The 13332-nt window shown below is 65.8% G+C and carries 10 protein-coding genes; 3 read left to right on the top strand and 7 right to left on the bottom strand.

Annotation, left to right across the window (positions count from 1 at the left end; translation table 11 throughout):
• Nucleotides 1-98 precede the first annotated feature (98 nt).
• The gene (locus tag ASF58_RS11295; RefSeq protein ID WP_055951786.1) at nucleotides 99-518 is read left to right on the top strand and encodes a PilZ domain-containing protein; all 420 of its coding nucleotides are present in this window, start codon (nucleotides 99-101) and stop codon (nucleotides 516-518) included.
• Nucleotides 519-634: 116 nt separating this feature from the next.
• Here the strand turns inward: ASF58_RS11295 and hpnH are convergent, their stop codons facing one another.
• Complete coding sequence (gene hpnH, locus ASF58_RS11290; protein WP_055951783.1) at nucleotides 635-1798, bottom strand: adenosyl-hopene transferase HpnH; 1164 nt, start codon at nucleotides 1796-1798, stop codon at nucleotides 635-637.
• Nucleotides 1799-2422: 624 nt separating this feature from the next.
• Between hpnH and ASF58_RS11285 the strand changes: the two genes are divergently transcribed.
• Nucleotides 2423-5095: an MMPL family transporter gene (locus ASF58_RS11285; RefSeq protein WP_055951780.1), complete on the top strand. Its 2673-nt coding sequence runs from the start codon at nucleotides 2423-2425 to the stop codon at nucleotides 5093-5095.
• A 97-nt stretch (nucleotides 5096-5192) separates the two neighbouring features.
• On the opposite strand, the gene hpnK is transcribed toward ASF58_RS11285, so the two are convergent.
• The 5 genes from hpnK to ASF58_RS11260 form a co-directional block, all read right to left on the bottom strand.
• Nucleotides 5193-6029, bottom strand: coding sequence for a hopanoid biosynthesis-associated protein HpnK (gene hpnK / locus ASF58_RS11280; protein WP_055951777.1), 837 nt, complete (start codon nucleotides 6027-6029; stop codon nucleotides 5193-5195).
• A gap of 115 nt (nucleotides 6030-6144) precedes the next feature.
• Complete coding sequence (hpnJ, locus tag ASF58_RS11275; RefSeq protein WP_055951775.1) at nucleotides 6145-7575, bottom strand: hopanoid biosynthesis associated radical SAM protein HpnJ; 1431 nt, start codon at nucleotides 7573-7575, stop codon at nucleotides 6145-6147.
• A 57-nt stretch (nucleotides 7576-7632) separates the two neighbouring features.
• The gene (gene hpnI / locus ASF58_RS11270; protein ID WP_055951771.1) at nucleotides 7633-8820 is read right to left on the bottom strand and encodes a bacteriohopanetetrol glucosamine biosynthesis glycosyltransferase HpnI; all 1188 of its coding nucleotides are present in this window, start codon (nucleotides 8818-8820) and stop codon (nucleotides 7633-7635) included.
• 97 nt (nucleotides 8821-8917) lie between these two features.
• Entirely contained in the window at nucleotides 8918-9484 is a 567-nt protein-coding gene (locus ASF58_RS11265) for an ABC transporter substrate-binding protein (protein WP_348271595.1), read from the bottom strand.
• Nucleotides 9485-9519: 35 nt separating this feature from the next.
• Nucleotides 9520-10608: a flippase-like domain-containing protein gene (locus tag ASF58_RS11260; RefSeq protein WP_055951765.1), complete on the bottom strand. Its 1089-nt coding sequence runs from the start codon at nucleotides 10606-10608 to the stop codon at nucleotides 9520-9522.
• Between the two features lie 209 nt (nucleotides 10609-10817).
• Between ASF58_RS11260 and ASF58_RS11255 the strand changes: the two genes are divergently transcribed.
• Nucleotides 10818-11999, top strand: a complete 1182-nt coding sequence (locus ASF58_RS11255; protein ID WP_055951763.1) for a hypothetical protein — start codon at nucleotides 10818-10820, stop codon at nucleotides 11997-11999.
• A gap of 244 nt (nucleotides 12000-12243) precedes the next feature.
• On the opposite strand, the gene ASF58_RS11250 is transcribed toward ASF58_RS11255, so the two are convergent.
• On the bottom strand, nucleotides 12244-13332 hold a 1089-nt coding region (locus tag ASF58_RS11250), incomplete at both ends, for a polysaccharide biosynthesis/export family protein (RefSeq protein WP_055953601.1).

Below are 13332 nucleotides of genomic sequence, written 5' to 3'. Positions count from 1 at the left end.
AGCCGGCCGAGCGCGGATTGGATGGAGACGATATCCGTCTGTAAAGATTTGCATCGCTATGTCGTCGAGTACGCGCGTGGGGCGCGGAGATAGAACCCGTGGCGACCGGCATGGAGCAACCCGAAACACCGGCGCCGATCCAGCGTCGTGAGGAGCGCAGTCCGACAAATTGGATCGCGACCATCCGTTTCCGGGACGGTACCGAAATCCCCTGCAGCGTGAAGGATGTCTCGAAATCCGGCGCGCGCATCTGTGTCGGCGCGAACCAAGCGCTCCCACCCGTCTTCATGCTCCGAATCATCGGACGCGATTTCCTCTGCCTCGTCCGGATCGCCTGGCGACGCGGCGACTATGTCGGTGTGCGGATCGAGCGCGTCGGCAAGCTGCCGACGCCCGCCGCCGTCACGACCGCGGGCGCTGCCGCGCCGGCGCCGTCGGCGGACGTCTCGACTCCGGAGGAGATCGCGGGGGGCGGGATTGGTGTCCCCTCGCGGAAGCGCGGCATCTCGGCCTTCTAAGACACCTGCCGCAGCATTTCTCCGAGCAGCCGGCACGCAGGCGCCAACGAAAAACCCCGCCCTGCCGGAGCAGGGCGGGGTTTTCGCTGTTCGTGGGTGGCCGCGCCGGCCTGAAATCAGGCGGCGCTGCGGTTGCGAGCTTCGCGCTTGGTGTCGACGCCCGAAGCTTTGATCTCGGACAGCTTCTGCGCGACGTTGCGCGAGAACACGAACTCGGCCGGACGCTGGTTCTCCAAGCTGACCTCGGGAGCCATCTCACCCTCGGTCTTGATGCCGCGGAGCGCGTGAACCAGGGGCTTCCAGGGCTTCTTGACCGAATCGACGACCGAAGAGGCCTCATAGCCCGAGTGGACCATGCAGTCGGCGCACTTCTCGTAGTTGCCGGTGCCGTAAGAGTCCCAATCGGTCTCCTCCATCAGCTCCTTGAAGGTCGCCGCGTAGCCCTCACCCAGGAGGTAGCAGGGCTTCTGCCAGCCGAACACGGTGCGGGTCGGGTTGCCCCAGGGGGTGCAATGGTAGGTCTGGTTGCCCGCCAGGAAGTCGAGGAACAGGCCCGACTGCTGGAAGGTCCACTTCTCGCGGCCCTTCTCCTTGCCGTGCCGGAACACGCCGCGGAAGAGCTCCTTCGTCGCCTTCCGGTTCAGGAAGTGCTTCTGATCCGGCGCCCGCTCGTAAGCATAGCCGGGCGACACGGTGATGCCGTCGATGCCCATCTTCGTCACGCTATCGAAGAAGTCGGCGATCTTGTCGGCGGACGAGTTATTGAAGAAGGTGCAGTTGATGGTGACGCGGAAGCCCATCTCCTTGGCCTTCGCGATCGCCGCCACCGCCTTGTCGTAGACGCCGCGCTGACACACCGACTGGTCGTGCATCTCCTTGTCGCCATCGAGATGGATCGACCAGGTGAAGTACGGGCTCGGCTTGTACTCCTTGATCTTCTTCTCGAGCAGGAGCGCGTTCGTGCAGACGATCGCGAACTTCTTCTGCGCGATGATGCCCTCGACGATCTGAGGCAGATCCTTGTGCAGGAGCGGCTCGCCGCCGGCGATCACCACAACGGGTGCACCGCACTCGCGCACGGATTCCAGCGCATCGGCGACGGGCAGTCGCTTGTTCAGGATCTCGTCCGGGTAGTCGATCTTCCCGCAACCGGCGCAGGCAAGATTGCAGCGGAACAGCGGCTCCATCATCATCACGAGCGGGTAGCGCTTGCGACCGGTGAGGTGCTGCTTCAGGATGTAGCCGCCAATCTTCGCGACGTACCGGATAGGGATGCCCAAGACGCGGCTCCTTGTTGTTGGCCCCGATGTATCGGGCTGCTTAGCGTGAAAAAAGGCCAAATTCCAGCGAGGTAGACTGGAACGAATCCGAAAGGCCCCGAATGGATGCCGTTCGTGCAAATTCTCGCGGCGCTGAAACAATCCGGCCACAGACGGTGACCTGGACCCTTCGGTCAGCCGGAGCGCTCCGGCGGCATATAACCCCGTCGGATGCGCTTATTCCTAATCGTTGACTGCATGCCAGAGCCGCAGCTTAGCAGTTGACAATCCGTACTTGCGTTCACCAAAGCTTGGGTCGCGGAGAAGTGCAGTGCGAAATCGCACGCTGGCTTGAACCGACGATCGATCAATCCGTTTGCGTTGCATTACAGGCATTTGGTCGCTACGTGAGCGCCTGAGTGAAGCAAATTCGTGTGAGCAATGCGATTCGTTTGATGAACCGCACTACCGTCGCTCTCCGGCCGCGCGAGACACCGTTCGTGGACCGGATTCGAATTTTGCACCAACAGGTGATAACCGGCGTCACAAGACAGATCGATTCCCGTCCCGTGGCTCCACTGGCCTCGGCGCCGAAGTTTGGCGCGGCCGGGCGGCAATCGGATCGCTCAGGCAGGTAGGATACTCGTGATCGAACGGCTCGTCGCGTTTTCCGTCCAGCGTCGCTGGTTGGTCATAGCCCTCGTCGCACTCGTCACCGTGGCCAGTGCCGGTGTGGCGGCTCACCTCTTCAAGATCAACACCGACGTCGAGCGGTTGATCGACAAGGATGTGCCCTGGCGCCAGGACGAGATCAACTACGAGAAGGCTTTCCCGCAACGCACCGGCACCCTCGTCGCCGTCATTGACGGCAAGACGCCCGAGGAAGCGGAGGAAGCGGCGGCCGAGTTCTCGGCAGCCCTCGTCAGCCACAAGGACATGATCGAGTCGGTGTACCGTCCGGACGGCGGTGCCTTCTACGAGAAGAACGGCTTCCTGCTGATGTCGCAGGAGGAGCTGACAAAGACCACCGAGCAGCTGGTGCAGCAGCAGGGCCTCCTCGGTCCGCTGGCAGCCGATCCGTCCCTGCGCGGTATCATGCGGGTCCTCGGTCTCGGCGCACGGGGCATCAAGAGCGGCGATGCCAAGCTCGAGGATCTCGAGCGGCCGATGACGCAGATCGACACGACCGTGCGCAAGGTGCTGGCCGGAGAGCCCGCACGCATGTCGTGGCAGATGCTCCTGGCGAACGGGCAGACGCAGAGCACAGACCTGCGCAAGTTCGTGATGATCCAGCCCGTACTGGATTACAACGCCCTGCAGCCGGGCGCGAACGCCACCGAGGTGGTGCGCAAGGTCGCCTCCGATCTCAAGATCAACACCCTCGGTGGACCTGAATTCGCCGGCGCTCCGCGCATGCGGCTGACCGGACCCGTCGCCGTGGCGGACGACGAATTCGCCACCCTCTCCGAGGACGCGCTGCTCAACTACAGCGTCACGGTCGGCGCGATCGTCCTATTCCTCTGGCTCGCCCTCCGCTCCGCGCCCCTGATCGGCGCCGTGCTGATCACGACCTTCGCGGGGCTCATCGTCACCGCGGGCCTCGGCCTGCTGATGGTGGGCGAACTCAACCCGATCTCGGTGGCGTTCGCCGCACTCTTCGTCGGCCTTGGCATCGATTTCGGCATCCAGTTCGCGGTGCGCTATCGTGCCGACCGCTTCGAGCAGCCCGACCTGCTGTCGGCGATGCGAGCCGCAGCCCACGGGGTCGGCTGGTCCCTGACCCTCGCGGCGATCTCCTTGATCGCAGGCTTCTTCGCGTTCCTGCCCACCGCGTTCCGCGGCGTCTCCGAACTCGGCCTCATCGCCGGCGTCGGAATGATCGTGGCCTACCTGTTCTCCCTCACGTTGCTGCCCGCGCTCATCGCGGTGTTCAAGCCGAAAGGCGAGCGGGAGGCCGTCGAGACGACCTGGCTTGCCGGGGTCGATCCTTGGATCATCCGTAACCGCAAGCCGATCCTGATCGGCGTCGGGGTGATTACGCTGGGGGGCGTCCCGCTCCTGTTCAAGCTGCCCTTCGACTCGAATCCGATGCACCTGCGCAGCCCGAAGGTGGAGTCGATCTCGACCTACCTCGATCTGATCAAGGATCCGGCGACGAGCCCGAACATCATCGACGTGATGGCGCCCTCCGTAGATGCGGTGCCGGCCCTGGCCGATAAGCTCCTGAAGCTGAAGTCGGTGGCCAAGGTGATCGACATCAACACCTTCGTGCCGCCGGATCAGGATCAGAAGCTCGCGACCATCGCCGAGACGGCACAGCTCCTCGGCCCGGTGCTGAACCCGGGCCGCAAGCCGCCGCCGCCCACGGACGCGGACAACATCAAGGCGATCAAGGAGGCCGTCACGGCGCTGCGCGGCATCGCATCCAGTTCCAATGCCCCCGGCGCGAAGGCGGCAGGCGACCTTGCAAACGACCTCGACAAGCTCGCTTCGGCCCCGGTCGGCACCCGCGAAACCGCCAGCGTTGCACTGACCACCGACCTGAAGACGCTGCTGACCCGACTGTCCGGGCTTCTGAACCCCGAAAAGGTCACCCTGGACAACCTGCCGCCGAAGCTGAAGGCCGAGTGGGTGGCTGCCGATGGACGCTCTCGGATCGAGGTTCATCCGAGCGGTGACGCCAACGACAACCGTGTTCTCCGGAACTTCGCCAAGGAGGTGCAGAGCGTTGCACCGCATGCGACGGGTGCGCCCGTCGCCACGACCTCTTCGAGCTACACCATCCTCGGCGCGTTCCTGCAGGCCGCGATCACCGCCCTGGTGCTGATCTTCATCATCCTGTCCGTGGCGCTGCGGAAGCCTTGGGACGTCGCGATGACGCTCGGCCCCCTGGTGCTGGCGACCCTTTGGACGTTGATGGCGCTGCACATCGTCGGGATGCCGCTGAACTTCGCCAACATCATCGCCATGCCGCTGATGCTCGCTGTCGGCGTGGCCTTCCACATCTACTACGTCATCGCCTGGCGGGCGGGCGTCACCGACATGCTGGCATCCAGCCTGACCCGGGCGATCTTCTTCTCGGCCCTGACCACCGGCACCGCGTTCGGATCGCTGGTGCTCTCCAGCCATCCGGGTACAGCCAGCATGGGCAAGCTCCTCGCCCTGTCGCTGTTCTTCACCCTGGTCGCCGCGTTCTTCGTGGTTCCGGCCTTCCTCGGGCCGCCGCCCAAGCACCCGGATCCGAAGCGTCCCGAAGGTGACGCGGCCGTGCCGCAGGCCGCCCGCGCTCACGCCGCGGAAGCCGTTCCCGCGAAGTAGGACGCGGTTTTCAGAGCAAGACGGAAAACGGGCGCGGACCAAATCTGCGCCCGTTTTCCGATCCAGTGGTCCGATCGGCGCAGCGTCGTCCAAGCGCTCAGACCAGAAAGTCCGAGAACCCGCCACGCGGGATCCCGGCAACGGCCGCCACGCTCTCCGATGCGATGAGCGCATCGCGTTCCGCCGCGTAGGCATAACCCGGGGCCTCACCCGCGAACCCGCCCCCGGTGGCCGGATGCGTATAGAGTTCGGTGAGACCGTCCGGCAGGTGCCTCAGAAGGCCCGCCACGCGGGCCGGCGTCATCGCTCCAGACCAGGCAAGGCCCAGGGTCCGATCAGGGATCAGGAGGCCGGCCTGACGTGCGCGGACTGCGAGGAGCGCTGCCCAGGGCGCCGTATCGAGGGCCGCCTTCGCGACCGTACCCGGCTCGACGGCCCGCAGCACCGCACGGGTCTCACGAGGGACGCGAATCGCCCGCATGCCGTGCCGGGCGCCGACGGCGAGGACGAGCCCCGCGATCAGCGGGTGCACGTGGAAGTGCTTGTGGGCGTTGACATGATCGAGGGGCAGACCCGTTTCTTTGTAAGCCTGAAACTGGGCTTCGATCTCGGCGGCCAGCTGACGCCGCGCGGATGCCTTCAAGGCGAGATCGAGGCCGAGCCGACCCATGTCGCTGCGGATGAGCCCATCCGGTCCGACAAGATCCGGCAGTTCGGCCGGCGGCAAGGTCGGCCATGCCTCCACCATCACGAGATGCAGACCGACCCTGAGGGACGGCAGGCGCTTGGCCCGTGCCACCGCGTCGGCAGCGGCCGGCGCCGAGACCATCAGGCTCGCGGCCGTCAGGATACCGTCACGGTGGGCCTGCTCCACCGCCTCGTTGACCTCGAGGCTGAGGCCGAAATCATCAGCCGTGACAACCAATCGCTTCACTGAGCGGCTCCGGTTTGCGGACGGTGTCTCCGTCCGCGGTTGAGGATCTGGACCCCGAAACGCGAAACGGCCGGGCTTTCCAGCCCGGCCGTCTCCTATCGAACCGGCGTCGCGCTCAGGCGGCAGCGCTGGTCTGACGCTCCTTGAGGAAGCGGTAAAACTCCACGCCCTCGCGCAGGCGGCGCTTCATCATGTCGGGCGATCGCACCATCTCGGAGACGATCGAAGCGATCTTCGGTGCGCGAAAGTAGAACTTTTTGTAGAACTCCTCGACGGCCGCGAAGATCTCCGTGTGCGACAGGTGCGGGTAGTGCAGCGGCGCGATCTGGACCCCGTTCTCATCCACCAGTTCGGCATTCTCGACGTCGAGCCAGCCGTTCTCGACGGCCTGCTTGTAAAGGAACGTGCCGGGATAGGGCGCAGCCAGCGAGACCTGGATCGTGTGCGGGTTGATGCGCTTGGCGAAGGCGATCGTCTCCTGGATCGTCTCCTTCGTCTCGCCGGGGAGACCGACGATGAAGGTGCCGTGGATGGCGATACCGAGTTCGTGGCAGTCCTTCGTGAACTTCTCGGCGACCTCGACGCGCATGCCCTTCTTGATGTTGTTCAGGATCTTCTGGTTGCCGGACTCGTAGCCCACCAGGAGTAGGCGCAGGCCGTTATCCTTCAGGACCTTCAGGGTCTCGCGGGGCACGTTCGCCTTGGCGTTGCACGACCAAGTCACGCCGAGCTTACCGAGCTCGCGGGCGATCTCCTCGGCGCGCGGCAGGTTGTCGGTGAAGGTGTCGTCGTCGAAGAAGAACTCCTTCGTCTGCGGGAACTCCTTCAGGCAGTACTTGATCTCCTCGATCACGTGCGCGACCGAGCGCGTGCGGTAGGTGTGACCGCCGACCGTCTGCGGCCAGAGGCAGAAGGTGCAGCGCGACTTGCAGCCCCGGCCCGAGTAGAACGAGATGTAGGGGTGCTTCAGGTAGCCGATGAAGTACTTCTCCATCTCGAGATCGCGCTTGTAGACCGACGTCACGAACGGGAGCTGGTCCATGTCCGTCATGATCTCGCGGTCCTCGTTGTGGACCACGACGCCGTTGGCATCACGATAGGACAGGCCCTTGATCTCGGACATCGGAGTGCCGTCGGCGACTTCCTTGACGGTGAAGTCGAACTCGTTGCGGGCGCAGAAATCGATGCACGGAGCCTGCGCCATGGAGCCGGCGGCATCCACCGCCACCTTCGCGCCGATCAGGCCAGCGATGAGCTTCGGATTGGCAGCCTTCAGCGCCTCGACGGTCTTCACATCCGATTTGAACGATGGAACCGAAGTATGAAGCACCACGAGGTCGAAGTCGTGTGCCTGGGCGACGATCTCGTCTAGCTTGATGTTGTGCGGGGGAGCATCGATCAGCTTCGAGTTCGGCACCAGGGCAGCCGGTTGTGCGAGCCAGGTCGGATACCAGAACGACTTGATCTCGCGCTTGGCCTGGTAGCGGGAGCCGGCGCCGCCGTCGAAGCCGTCGAAAGTGGGGGCCTGCAGGAAGAGGGTGCGCATGGGGTTCAAGGCCTCAGCGAGATCAAGGGAAAGATGAGACGAGGGTCGAGACGAAGGTCAGAGTGACGATGCACCAGCATCGCGGCCGAGCGTCGTCTCGGGGATCAAGGTACCGTCTGCAACCACGCGATAATCATGGCCCTTCCATGTCACCGCACCTGAGACGAAGCTCCAGGTGAAGTTCATGAAGGAGAGGATGTCACGTATCGGCAACAGCCAGTAAGGGTGCGGGGCGAGGCCGAAGGCGCGTTCCAGCCGGATGCAGAGGACGATGCGACAGGCGAGCGCGAAGGCTGCGACCGCGAGCGCGGTGGTGCCCGCCCCCGGAATCAGCGCGCCGATCAGGGCCAGCGGGAAGGCGTGCGTGACGAACGAGCCAGCGTAACCGGCGGGATCGACGTTCCGGATGGTCCGGTTCCAGCGCAGCTCGTGGCTCCACAGACTCGCCAGGTCGGTGTCGACGCAGGTGTGGCCGATGGTGAAGCTTGGGATCGCCACGAGGCCGCCCTGCGCACGCAGGGCCTCGCCGATGGCATAGTCGTCGGCGAGATCGTCCCGGAACGCCTCGAAACCGCCGATCTCGGCCAGTGCCTTCGCGCTGAAGGCGATGGTCGAGCCAAAGCACGGATTGGCGAGGCCGAGGGACGTCCCCATCACCACGTTGGGAAGGAACTGGACGTCGATGGCGAGGGCGGAGAGGTGGGCCCAGATGCCCCGATGGGCGGGCACACCGTGATAGAGGCAGGTCACGCCGTTGACGCCCGGCTGGCTCAGCGCAGCGACGACGCGAGCGAGGTAATCCGGCTTCACCACCATGTCGCTGTCAGCGAGTACGACGACGTCATGGGCGATGCGGGCCGACATGTTGATGAGGTTCGAGACCTTGCGGTTCGAACCGTGTTGGCGTGCGTCGATCACGAGGTCGAGGTGCGCGGCCGGATAGGCTGCCTGGAGACGGCGGACAACCGCGATGGCAGGATCCGTCGCATTCTGGACGCCGAAGACGATCTGGACCGGTGCTGGATAAGCTTGTTGGCAGAACGTCTCGAGATTCTCGTAGAGGTTGGGCTCGATCCCACAGAGAGGCTTGAGGATGGTGACCGTCGGGACTTCGGTCCCGAGCTGCGGCTCCGGCTTCCGCGCGAACCGGCTGGCCAAGGCAGCCGCCGTCAGGCCGTAGAAGCAGCCGACCAGGGCGATCAGCGGCAGAAAGTGCGAGAGCCAGGTCAGGTCCATGAGGGGCATCGCTCGGTCACGGGTCTCGTGAGAGTGCCGCGGTAGCGAGCGGCGCGAATCGTCGAAGGCGGGGAGAGGAACAAAGTCCGGGGTGTTTCGCCCGACTCTAAGGCGCTGGTTTGACGGCGAGCATCCCCGTGGTGCGTTCGCGCATGAATGTGAGGAGGCCATCCGCACCGCCGGTCTTCAGCGGCTCGGCAAAGCTACCGCGCAGGCTCGCCACTTCGCTGACGTTGCCGTTGAGATAGACGTCCTGCACCCGGTTGCCCGGGCCGACCAGGAAGTCGACCTGGGAGGTGTCGCCGTCCTTGTTGGCGACCTCGGTCTGAACGACGCGGTTCGGGCCGCGCGCCTCACTCTGCGGCTTGACCGTGAACTTGCCGCCGGCCGCCTGCGCGAGCCGGGTCGCGTAGGTTGCCGTGAAGTATCGGCCGAAGGCCTCGGTGAGGGCGCCCTGCTGCTCCGGCGCGAAGGATTTCCACTTGGGTCCGGCGGCCAGACGGATCATAGCCGGAAAATCGAAGGTCTCGCCGAGCGTGGGACCGATACTGGCCGCACGGGCGCCGACGTCCTTCGGAGCAGCCTTCAGGGCCGCCTCGAAGGTCGCGTAGACCTTGCTGACCGACTCCACCGCGGCATCGTCCGCCGCGTGGGCGCTCGGGCTCAGCTGCAGGAGGCCGAAGACGAGGCCCGCGAGAACGAGGCGATTCAGGCGCACTTCTTGAGATCTCCCAGATCGGCCTCGGCGCGGGCGCGGTTTCCAAAGTCATTGGCGAGCACCGGGACGAGGAGGTCGTGCCGGAGGGCCGGCTCAGTCCGCACCTCGGTCGCCACAGGCTCCACGGCTTGGGTTCCCTCCAGCGCATGCCAGGCGAAGAGGCCGGGAACACCCACCAGGAGATCGGCGAGACGCTTGACCAGAGAGAGCGCCAGAGCCGCCTCGGCGGGGATGCCGAAGATGGCGCAGAGCGCGATGAGGCCGCCCTCCTGGGCACCGAGGGCGCCGGGAACCGCGAAGGCCGCACCGCGAACCGCCTGGGCGAGGCTCTCGATCACCACAGCCTCGACGATGCTGATGGGATAGCCCATGAAATGCAGGGCGACGTAAACCTCGACCGTGCCGATGAACCAGCCGATCAGATGGATGCCGAGGCCACCAGCGACGCGGCCGCGATTGCCGTAGAGACGCTTCAGGCTGTCGTAGAGCACGTCGATGGCGCCGAGCGCACGCCAGTCGCGCGCGCCGGCGAAGCGGCTGACCAGGGCCTGGATGACCTTGTGGCCGCTCCGCCGCTGGATCAGGTAGAAGGCACCGAGGGCGGGCGCTGCGAGGGCGAGGCCGCCCGCCACCGTCCGGACGATCGGTCCATCGCCGGCGACCCAAACCAGGAGCAGGACGCCCGCCACGGTGAACAGAAACTGTGTGACCGCCTGGGTCATCAGGTCGACGAACATGCTGGCGCCCGCGATGCCGCCGGACACGCCGCGCTTCGTCAGGAGCCGGGCCCCCACGAAGTCGCCGCCCACCTGGGCTACGGGGAGGAGCGTGTTGATGCCTTCGCGCACGAACCGCAGGGTCATGCAGTCCCACAGGGTCGGGCGCGCTGCGGTCGGAAAGATCACGAACCAGCCGAGGCCGGCCCAGGCCACCGCGACAGCGCGCGCGACGACCACGACCAAGGCACCCCAGCCGGCGCTGACCACAGCAGCCGCGACGTCTTCCAGTCCCGAGGACAGGAACAGGCCGACGACCGTGCAGAGTCCGGCGATCAGGGCCAATGTCGTGAGACGTTTCATGGGCCCCTTTCGGCCAGCAGCACAGCGAATCGCAGCTTAGATCCGCCGTGTTTCCGACCGGAAAAAACCGTCGGAAACAGTGAACGTCTCCGGAAGTTGCAGCTTTGGGAACCGTTGTCTATCACCCCGGAGACACAGTCAGAACCAAAGCGGCACAGGGCGGAAGGCCCGAGAATCAGCCGTCGGGGCGGATAGGGGAACGGATTTAGATGGACCGCGAATCACACATCACGGCCGGCGAGGTCGTGCACGACGACGCGCAGGTGGAGCGTTACGCCGGAAGCGCCTACGGGGCGACCCGCGATCCCGCTCCGAGCTCCCCGGTGATGGCCTGGAACGAGTGGGACCCGCTGGAGGAGGTCATCGTCGGAAGTCTCGATGGTGCGACCATTCCGACACACCACCTGACGGTCATCTTCAACCTGCCGCGCGCCGCCCAGCCGTTCTACCGCTTCGCATCCGGCTTCCGGTACCCGAAGTTCATGAAGAAGCTCGCCCAGAAGGAGCTCGACAACTTCATCTCGATCCTCGCCGGCGAGGGTGTGAAGATCCGCCGTCCCGACTCGCTCGACTTCTCCCGGAAGTACAAGGCTCCGCGCTGGTCCTCTCGCGGCTTCTGCGTCGCCTGCCCGCGCGATCCGTATCTTGTGATCGGCGACGAGATCATCGAGAGCCCGATGTGCTGGCGCTCGCGCTACTTCGAGGGCGACGCCTACCGCTCGCTGTTCAAGGAATACTTCCGCAACGGTGCGCGCTGGACGTCGGCACCGCGGCCGCAGCTCACGGACGAACTCTACAACTACGACTACCGGGTGCCGAACCTGAAAGCCGGCGAGCCGATGCAGTTCACGGTCAATGAGTTCGAGCCGGTCTTCGACGCCGCCGATTTCGTGCGCTGTGGCCGCGACATCTTCGTGACCCGCTCCAACGTCACCAACCTGATGGGCATCGAGTGGCTGCGCCGCCATCTCGGCTCCGGCTTCCGGGTCCATGAGATCGAGAGCCGCTGCCCGCAGCCGATGCACATCGACTCATCGTTCATGCCGCTGGCGCCCGGGAAGGTACTGGTGAACCCGGACTACATCGACGTCGAGAAGCTGCCTGCCGTCTTGAAGAAGTGGGACGTGCTGATCGCGCCCCGCCCCGACCCCGTCGAGGGCTTCATGAGCAAGATCTCGATGTGCTCGCCCTGGACCTCGATCAACGTGCTGGCGCTCGACGAGAAGAAGATCGTCGTCGATGCGAGCCAGCCGACCCTGATCAAGGCCCTCAAGGATTGGGGCTTCGATCCGATCCCGGCGCCGTTCCTGTCCTACGGCCCGTTCGGCGGCTCGTTCCACTGCGCCACGCTCGATGTCCGGCGTCGGGGCACCCTGAAGTCCTACTTCTAGGATCCAGCACGTCGGCGAGCGAACCAGGGGGGCGCAGCGGGCGCCCCCTTTTTTCGTATCAGCGCGAAACGCCGTAGACCGACGCGGCCGCCGAGACCGGCGCGGTGACGGTCGAGAAGACGGAGAGGACCTTCTGGACCTCGGTGAAGGGGGCGTTGGAGACGTAGACGAGGTCGCGGTTGCGCATGCGGAAGGCCTGGGTCAGGAGATCGCTGTAGATGTCCTCCCGGTCGCCGCGCCAGTNCGGCGCGGTGACGGTCGAGAAGACGGAGAGGACCTTCTGGACCTCGGTGAAGGGGGCGTTGGAGACGTAGACGAGGTCGCGGTTGCGCATGCGGAAGGCCTGGGTCAGGAACAGGCTGTTGGGGTCGCGCATGTTGATCCGGTAGACCACCGGCACCAGGGGCGTGCCGAGCAGCGGGCTGCCCGGCTTCAGGCGCCGCACCACCGCCGCCGGCTCGAAGCGGAAGATGAAGGTGCCCGAGGGGTCGGCCTGGAAGTCGGACAGGCCACGCGCCTTGGCCAGGGCCTGGGCCAGGGTGATGCCCTCGGCCTGGAACGGGATCTCGGTGGAGTAGCCCAGGGCGCCCACCGCCAGGAAGGTCTGGGGATCGCGCACCAGGGTCAGGGTGTCGCCCGGACGCAGGAAGATGTTCTCGGCCGGGTTCGACACCACCGTGGTCAGCGGCACCGTGGCGGTCTGCGGGCCGCGCGAGAGCCGCACGAAGGTCTCGTTGACCGGTGCGCGCACGCCCCCGGCGGTGGCGACCACGTCGAGCAGGCGGTCGCCCTTGCCCGAGAGCGGCACCCGGGCCCCGGCCACCACCTCGCCGGTGACGGTGACGGTCTGGGAAATGGCCTTGGTGACCGAGACCAGCACCTGGGGCTGGATCGCCTTGCCGGCGAGCTCGGTCTCGATGAGGGCCTGCACGTCCTGGGGCCGGCGTCCGGCCACCTGGATGCGCCCGGCATAGGGCACGCTGATCGCCCCGTCGCGGGGCACCACCTGCTCGGGGATCAGGGCGGACTTGGAGCCGGCGGAGAAGCGGTCGGCCACCAGGGGCCCGGAGAACAGCCCGCCCGAGCCGGCCTCCCAGACCGAGACGGCCACGTAGTCGCCGACCCCGATCACGGCCTCGAGGGACGGGCGCCGGTCCCCGAACGAGGCCAGCAGGCTGTCCAGCGCACGCCCGCGCAGGGCCTCGATCGTGGCCGCCGACAGGTCCACGATCTCGTAGCGGGCGAACGTCCCCTCGCTCGTCGCGATGTCGGCCCCCTCCACCACCGCACCCGTCGTCGGTCCGGCCGCAGGGAGGAGCGACGAGCAGCCCGA

Origin of the sequence: Methylobacterium sp. Leaf125 (assembly GCF_001423085.1) — a bacterium.
GTDB lineage: Bacteria > Pseudomonadota > Alphaproteobacteria > Rhizobiales > Beijerinckiaceae > Methylobacterium.
The sequence above is the reverse complement of the archived record's forward strand: the minus strand, read 5'-3'. Positions and strand labels throughout refer to the sequence as shown.

Excerpts from the sequence above, each read along its gene's own strand:
- hpnJ (WP_055951775.1), bottom strand. The coding sequence starts at position 7,575 with ATGCGCACCCTCTTCCTGCAGGCCCCCACTTTCGACGGCTTCGACGGC.
- hpnI (WP_055951771.1), bottom strand. The coding sequence starts at position 8,820 with ATGCCCCTCATGGACCTGACCTGGCTCTCGCACTTTCTGCCGCTGATC.
- ASF58_RS11260 (WP_055951765.1), bottom strand. The coding sequence starts at position 10,608 with ATGAAACGTCTCACGACATTGGCCCTGATCGCCGGACTCTGCACGGTC.
- ASF58_RS11255 (WP_055951763.1), top strand. The coding sequence starts at position 10,818 with ATGGACCGCGAATCACACATCACGGCCGGCGAGGTCGTGCACGACGAC.